This is a genomic window from Cesiribacter sp. SM1 (genome assembly GCF_020178975.1).
Classification (GTDB): Bacteria; Bacteroidota; Bacteroidia; order Cytophagales; family Cyclobacteriaceae; genus Cesiribacter.
On sequence record NZ_JAHXBU010000092.1, the window covers coordinates 509,542 to 517,714 of the forward strand.

3 protein-coding genes are annotated in these 8,173 nt (G+C 49.1%); all 3 read right to left on the minus strand.

What is annotated here, in order from left to right; all coding sequences use genetic code 11:
- Positions 1 to 48: 48 nt before the first annotated feature.
- Complete coding sequence (locus KWJ01_RS21900) at positions 49 to 1,356, minus strand: MFS transporter (RefSeq protein ID WP_224999251.1); 1,308 nt, start codon at positions 1,354 to 1,356, stop codon at positions 49 to 51.
- A 163-nt stretch (positions 1,357 to 1,519) separates the two neighbouring features.
- The gene (locus KWJ01_RS21905) at positions 1,520 to 2,281 is read right to left on the minus strand and encodes a thioesterase II family protein (protein ID WP_224999252.1); all 762 of its coding nucleotides are present in this window, start codon (positions 2,279 to 2,281) and stop codon (positions 1,520 to 1,522) included.
- Between the two features lie 185 nt (positions 2,282 to 2,466).
- The coding region (locus tag KWJ01_RS21910) for an amino acid adenylation domain-containing protein (RefSeq protein ID WP_224999253.1) at positions 2,467 to 8,173 on the minus strand (5,707 nt) is incomplete at its 5' end.

Sequence of the window (8,173 nt, forward strand, 5' to 3'; positions counted from 1 at the left end):
AGGCCTAACAGACACACCCATGCGCAGCTGCAACCTCTGCTGCCCCTCTTACATAGCTATTTCCTCTTCCTTCAGGCTTAGGTGCTCATCTTCTGGTTCTTCGGCAGGGGTAGAAGCAAGGAACTCCAGGAAATTTTTATGGAAGAGCATGAATACAGAAAGCAACACTAAAATGATACCGCAGGACATAAACATTAGCCTTACCCGCTGATCCAGCAGATCTATGATGATACCGGATAAGGCCAGCGACAGCGGTACCACTCCGGAGGTCAGCGTCATCAGGTTCCCTAAAATTCTCCCCCTCATTTCAGATTTGATGCTCATCTGAATAAGGGTTAAAACATTGATCTGAATAAATCCATTCAGAACACCGATCAGGCCAAATGACATTAAGGCTACCCAGAGCAAACTGATGCTGCTAAGGGCCAGAAACAATACTGAGCTGCAGACAAAGGAAAAGATGATGGCATTTTTACGAGCCTTCCCTTCAACTTTAACAACACCCACAATGAGATACCCTACAACTGATCCTAAGCCAAATACACCTGCGATATAACCATACCAATCGGTAGTGGCCATTAATACATCTTCTACATAGAAAGGAAGAATAACATAAACCGGTGCCACAAAAAAATTAAGCAGGGCAAAGATGATAAAGGTTGCCCTCAAACCCTTGTTTTCCAGAATGGCCTTTAGTCCTGAAACTGTATCCTCCCTGAAAGCTTTAAGGGTTCTTTTTGCATTGGCATCTTTTTGCTCTACCACTCTTGGAATCTTGATGAACAATTCCAGTATGCCCGAAAACAGGTAGGAAATACCATCAAGCAGAAAGAGCAAAGGCGCTCCCAGTATCCTGAACAGAACACCTCCCACCCCCTGTCCCAACAGGGCTGATATTTGCACCAGTACCTGCATGGAGGAATTGGCCGCAGCTACCTTTTTTTTCGGAACTATATCAGGAATAGCCGCTACTACTGCCGGGTTAAAAAAAGCTTTGGTAGCAGAAATGAGCACTGATGCAATGACCACACCTGTAAATAACAAGCTTTCTGCCTCTGGAAAAAAGAAAAAGCCACAGGCCAGAACTACCATAAAGCCCCCAATGAGCAGATCGCAGGCAACAATTATATTTCTCCTGGAGTAGTGGTCTGCAAAGGTACCACCTATAGGACTCAGTAGTATTTGTGGTAACAGTGAGAGCATTAAAATGGTACCCACAATAGTGGCTGATTCTGTCTGGTGCTTTATCCAGAAGATCATGGCAATGGCAAATGCCTGTGAGCCCAGCTGGCTCACAAACTGCCCTTGCCATAGCAATAAAAAGTTTTTATTGAAAAGCTTGGATTGCTTATTCATTTATAGGAGTTAAAAATGATGTTGAAGTATAAAAAATGGTTTGTTAATGCTGATAAATTTTCCAGACCTCAACCAATAGTTTAGCCTCTTTCAGGCAAAAGGTGTCTGAAATAATTATCAGCAGTATTCGGATTGTGTACAGGTTTTTCTATTGCATCCCGGTTTAAATAGTTTGAACATCATCTATCTCCAGCACCTTACTATTCAGTTCCTTAGCTATTGTATAAGATTCCACAATCTGCATAATGATGTATTCTGGGTACTGAAAAATAAAGAAATGATCCCCTGGCAGTGCTTTCAGATTGAGCTCGTACTGTGTTTCGTTTTGCCACTTCAAGGCATCTTTCCAGTAAACCAGCTCATCACTTCCTATTCTCACAAATAAAGGAATGGGAAAGGGCTTTTCCATAGGCTGGTACTCATAGTCTTCAACTGCTTTAAAATCTGCACGCAGAAAGGGTTCGAAAAAATCCTTCATCTCTTCATTTTGCAGAATTTCCTCTGGCAGTCCTCCCAGGTCTTTGATTTCCTTCCAGAATGCTTCTCTTCCAAAGCCGGAAATCTTAATCTCCTCTCTTACCCCGGGTGCTCCCCGTCCGGTAAAAAATAAACTGACTGGTGGATTGAGGCCCGCCTGTAAAATTCTTTTTGTTAGCTCATAGCCTAACAAAGTACCCATGCTGTGCCCATAGATAATGTAATCTTGTCCATTGATACGATGGCGGATCTGGTTGAAAACATCATCGGCTGTTTTATTAATATCCATGAGCAGATTTTCATGGATGCGGGCTCCCCGGCCAGGCAATTCTATTGTTTCCCAGCTAAAATGAGATGGAACATAATCGTGCAACACCCTGTAAGAGTATTTGCTACCACCAGCAAAGGGGATTGCAAATATCTTTACTTTCTTTTCTACGCTTTCCATAGTTGATTTTTTAATCTTGAATCCTTTAATTCTCATTCACTTTGTGGAGCAGCTTTAATAAACTAAATCCGGCTCCTTACAAACTCCATTTGCTCAGCATTCAGATCCATGAGCAGGTAAGCTTATCTACCCTTAAAATATCAGCAAAGAGACCAGCACTTCACTGATATTTTAAAAGCAAATCACTATTCTCCCTGGAAAAACCTCGCAGCTTTATCTCTCCAGGAATCGGCTTTCTCTTTTCCATACACCAGCTGCTTTAACTCCTTCACCAGCTGTCTCGCATGCTTTTTCTTTAGCATGCTTTCATGATCGCCATCAATTGTTACCACCTGAACCATCTGTGTGATTTTAGCCCAGCCAAGACTAGGATCATAGCCGTTCCAGTCACTATCCATGGCTTTCATCAGTATCAGTTTTTTACTGATTTTACCTTCAGGACGGTACTTGATGTGCATGTTGACAAATATGACATGGAACAGCCTTTCCAGGGCTTCTGTATCATTGAACTTCAGTCCGTTACGCTTGATGGTATCTTTCACATAAGCAAGCAGTTCTTCAAAGGAGCCCACAGGAAGTTCTTTCCTGATCTTCTGCTTCCACTTCTTGGGCAGGTAGCCTACGCCAAATTCACTTTTGACGATACCCTCTACCATAGAAATGATTTGCTCCCGCTTCTCCCCATCGCTTAGCTTATTATCAGGGGTGGAATCAAGCACGGCTGCGATGTTTACAGATTCTCCTCGCTTTTCAAGCTGTCGAATCATTTCATACACCACCACACCTCCAAAGGAATGCCCCACCAGGTTATAAGGCCCCTCTGGCTGTACTGCTTTAATCCACTGGATGTTTTTGGCTGCTATTTCTTCAATACTATGCAGCGGGCTTTCTCCCTCGAATACGCCCTGCATGCTGATGCCATAAACCGGCTGATCGGTACCAAAAGCCTCTGCCAGCTGATGATAGGGGTCACTGATGCCAAATACGCCCGGCACAATGAACAGAGGTGCTCCTGCTCCTTCGGGCTGCAGTAAATGCAGATGGCTATTTCCCTGCTGCGAAGTACTGGAGGCCTTTTCTTCAATTGCCCTTGCCAGCTGCTGTACTGTTGGATTTCTGAACAGCTCCACAATCGGCAGGTCTTTCAGGCTGAATACTCGCTTAACCCTGCTGGTGAGACGTATGGCAAGCAGGGAATCTCCCCCGGCATCAAAGAAGTTATCTTCTATGCCTATTCGATCTGCTTTGAGCAGCTCCTGCCAGATAGACAGCAGTTTTACTTCTGTTTCTGTGCGGGGTGCTACATAAGCAGCTGTTCGCATTCCGGTAGCTTCCAGCGCCGGCAAAGCTTTCTTATCTACCTTTCCGTTGGTTGTTAATGGAAGCGCCTGCAGCTCCACCAATACCGATGGAAGCATGTAATCGGGTAGCTTGGCCTTCATCTGCTGTAGAATTGCTTCTTTGTGATAAGCGCCCTCGGCCACTACATAACCCACCAGTCGTTTACTGCCTGTTGCATCTGCTTTAGCCAGTACTACAGCCTGCTTAACACCTGTGCATTGCTGCAGCACGTTTTCTACCTCACCTAATTCTATGCGGTAGCCCCTGATTTTCACCTGGTCGTCTATGCGGCCCAGGTACTCCAGGTTTCCATCCGGCAGCCATCTTACTAGGTCACCTGTTTTGTACATCCTGGCTCCGGGCTCCTGTGTAAACGGATCGGCCACAAATTTTTCTGCTGATAGTTCCGGCCTGTTCAGGTAACCCCTGGCCACCTGAACGCCGCCTACCACCAACTCTCCCGGAACCCCAGTTGGCAACAGCTTGCCTGCCTTATCCAACACATAGGTTCTGACATTATGGATGGGTTTTCCAATTGTAACGGTTCCGTTTTTCAGCACCGGCTTATCTGATAAGCTTACACATACTGTATTTTCTGTTGGTCCGTAAGCATTTACCAGGCGAATGCCTTTGGCCTGTATCTGTTCAGCCAGCTCTATATTCAAGGCTTCTCCTGCTGAAACAATCAATTTTAAAGAGTTAAGCTCTTCCCTGATCACATGCTGGTAAGAAGGCGGCAGCACTACTACCGTAACATCATTTTGCTTAATAAGCCTGCTGATACCTTCTACCGAAAGTACATCCTCCCGTGTAGGCATTACCAGGCAGCCTCCGCTCATGAGGGTGTTGAATATTTCGTAGCAGGAGGCGTCAAAGCCTATGGAGGCAAACTGCAGGGTTCTGTCTCCCGCTTTCAGGCGGAGGGCATCGCCCTGGCTTAGGGCCAGGTTCACCACACCCCCATGCTCTACCAGCACTCCTTTTGGCCGGCCTGTAGAGCCCGAGGTATAGATCACATAGGCCAGGTTTGCAGGGCGCAGCGCTGTTTCAGGTTTTACAGCCGGCTCTTGTGCAATCTGGCTCCAGTCCCTATCCATCAGCACAAGTTCCCTGGCTTTTCCCTGCAGCAATCCGGCGGTACTGCTGCTGCTCAGGACCAGGCTTGCCCTGGTATCTTCCAGCATAAAGCTGATCCTGTCTTGCGGATACGAAGGATCTACCGGAACATAGGCGCCACCAGCTTTCATAATGCCCCAAATCCCTACCAGCATTTCAAGTGATCGATCCAGGCAGAGCGGCACCAGGCTTTCTTCTCTTACCCCTTTCTTGCGGAGGTAAGCTGCCAGCTGGTTTGCGCGCGCATCCAGCTCCCTGTAGGTAAGCGTTTCTGCCTTAAATACTGCTGCCATTGCATCAGGTGTTCTGGCAACCTGCTCTTCAAATAGCTGTACCAGGGTTTTATCCTTAGGATAAGAAACTGCTGTTTGGTTGAATTCTTCTGTGAGTTGCAGGCGCTCCTGTGCTGTAACCAATTCCAGCTCATCCAGCTTCAGGTCTGTTTTGCTCACAAACTGCTCCAGTACCCAGGCAAAATGAGATTTAATCTGCAGCACTACCTCTTTACTTAGCAGGCTGGCATTGTAACCAAATTCAACAGTAAGCAGCTTGCCGGTCTGAATCATGACCGACAAGGGGTAATTGGTATGTTCATCCATTTCCAGGCTATCTACCTGCAGCCCCTGGTTCCGGGAGAATACCTCTCCCACCGGGTAATTCTCGAATACCAACAGGGTATCGAACAGGTCTCCCTTTATCCCCAGCCAGTGCTGCATGGACGACAGTTGTGTGTGGGCATGCTCGCGGCCATGGGTGTGCCCCTCCTGCAGTTTTGCTAGCCAGTCTTTTACATAGCCCTCCCTGTTTATAGTGGTGCGCAGTGGCAGTGAGTTAATGTACAAGCCAACCCTTGTTTCAGATCCGGCAAGCTCACCTGGCCTGCCTGCTACGGTAACACCATAGACTGGATCCTGCTGGCCGGTATAAGCGGAAAGCAGGTAAGCCCACACCCCCTGCATAAGGGTGTTAAGGGTAAGGCGATTTTCCTGGCTGTACTCCTGGAGGGCCGCAAAGAGCTCCGCTTCCAGCACCAGTTTCTCCCTCCGGTATTCCTCACCGCCTTTGGTTCTGTCCTGTTTGCTGTTCACAAATGGCAGCAGGGTAGGTTCTTCTACGCCCTCCAAATACTCTTTCCAGAATAGTTCTGCCTCCAGCGGATCCTTTTTCTGCAGGTAGCGGATAAAGTCTTCGTAGCGATCTTCCTCCGGCTGCAAAGGTTCTGCTCCCGCAGTAAGTGATTCTGCTCCCGCAGTAAGTGCATCGTAAGTGCTAAGCAGCTCCTGCATCAGGATCGGCATCGACCAGCCATCCAGCAGCAGGTGGTGGTGTGTCCATACCATCTGCCATGCATCATCGGTTAGCCTGATGAGGGTGAGCCTCAGCAGGGGCGCTTTGCTGAAGTTAAAGCCTTCACGCTTGTCGGCTTCTTTGAACACATTCACTGCTGTCTGCTGCTGCTCCCCGGACAGGTGGCGATAATCCATCACCTCAAAAGGCAGGGCAACCGCATTGTGTACGCATTGTACCGGTACGCCCAGCTCCTGGTGGAAAGAGCTTCTAAGGATGCTGTGCTTTTGCACTAAATAGGCCCAGCTGGCCCTGAAGGGTTCTACCTCCAGACCTGTTATGCGGCAGCTCATCTGCTCCACATACGCCTGAGATCTTTTGTCGTACAGGCCATGGAACAATAAGCCTTCCTGCAGCGGACTTAACCCATAGAGCGCACTGATTTGCTCCCCGAGTGGTTTTTCATCGTACACCATCTGCAGGAACTGCTCCAGTTCTTTGTAGCTTACTTTACCTCCCAGTCCATAATCAGAAGGTGTTTTGCGTGGAGCTGTGTTTTGGCTGCAGTGCCTGATCAGTTCTGTAAGCGTTTCCAGGTATTTTTTTGCCAGCGCCTCTACAGTTTCCTGCTTATACTCATTAGAAGCATAACTCCAGGCAATGTTAAGCCTACCGGCAGAAATGCTTCCGCTAACGCCCAACTTGGTATCAATGCTGTTTTCCGGGCTAACATCATGGCCAGAAGACTCTGGAGCCCCGGCAAACCACTTACTGTTGCTCAAGCTGTTATCCAGCTGTCCCAGGTAGTTGAAGGTAAGCTGGAATGGTTTTTCGGTGGAGAGGCTTTGCCGCACCCCCTCATCCGGATGCAGGTAGCGCAGGGCTCCCCAGCCAAGGCCCTTGTCCGGCACCTGCCGAAGCTGTTCCTTCACCGTCTGTATCACCTCTGATGCCTCCTCTGCTTCTTTGAGCGAGAGCAGCACCGGGTACAGATTGGTGAACCAGCCTATGGTCCTGCTGATGTCCAGCTGTGAAGAAAGATCCTCCCTGCCATGCCCCTCCAGCCCGATGACCACCTGCTGCTGGCTGCTCCAGCTGCCCAGGGTTTTTGTCAGGGCTGCCAGTAAGATGTCATCGATGCGGGTGTTGTATGCCTTATTCACCTCCGTGAGCAGGGCCTGTGTCAGCGCTGCATCCAGAGCTACTTTTACTGTTCGCTGATCCTTTACCAGGGAAGCGCCTACTTCTTTGTCTACAGGTAGGCTAAAATCAGCCCTGGCTACCTTCTGCCAGTAGTCCTGCTGACGAATGGCCTTTGTCTTTGCATACGCCTGCAGGGCCTCCTGCCACTGGCGGTAGGAGCTGCTCTTTGCGCCCAGTGCTACTGCTTTGCCCTGGCTGATCATCTGCAGGCCCTGCTCCAGCTCTTCCAGCAGGATGCGCCAGCTTACCCCGTCTACGGCCAGGTGGTGGATCACCAGCAAGAGTCTGTTTGCCTCTTGCTGCCCTGGGGTTTGCAGCAGCACCATTCTATAGAGCTCGCCCTGCTCCAGTTCCAGGCTCTGCTGGTACTTTTCACAGCACGCCTCTATGCGGCTGCTAAGTTCTTCTGCTTTAACTGTAGTAAGATCTTCTCTGATCAGTGCCCCTTCCCCTGTGCCATATGCCTGCTGCCATACGCCTGCTTCCCGGCTGTAGCGGAAGCGAAGGGCATCATGACGGGCTACTATGGCTTTGACTGCTTTATCCAGTGCTTCTTCGGTGAGCTCCTTGCTTACCTTCAGTAGCAGCGACTGGTTGAAGTGGTTAGGCTGTGCATAGCCCTGCCCGAAGAACCACTGCTGGATGGGCAGTAAGCCTGCTGCTCCCTCCAGCACTCCCTGCTCTGCTTCTATGGCTGCTTCTTTTGCTACTACTCCTGCCAGCGAGGCAATGGTCTGGTGCTCGAACACATCCCTGGGCTGGAATGTAAAGCCTTCTCTTCTGGCCCTGCTCACCAGCTGTATGGTGATGATGGAGTCTCCTCCCAGCTCAAAGAAGTTATCCTCCACCCCTACCTTCTCCACCCCCAGCAGCTCCTGCCAGATGTGGGCCAGCTTTTCTTCTGTTTCTGTTCTTGGCGCTACATAGGCAGCAGTAAGTGCTGCT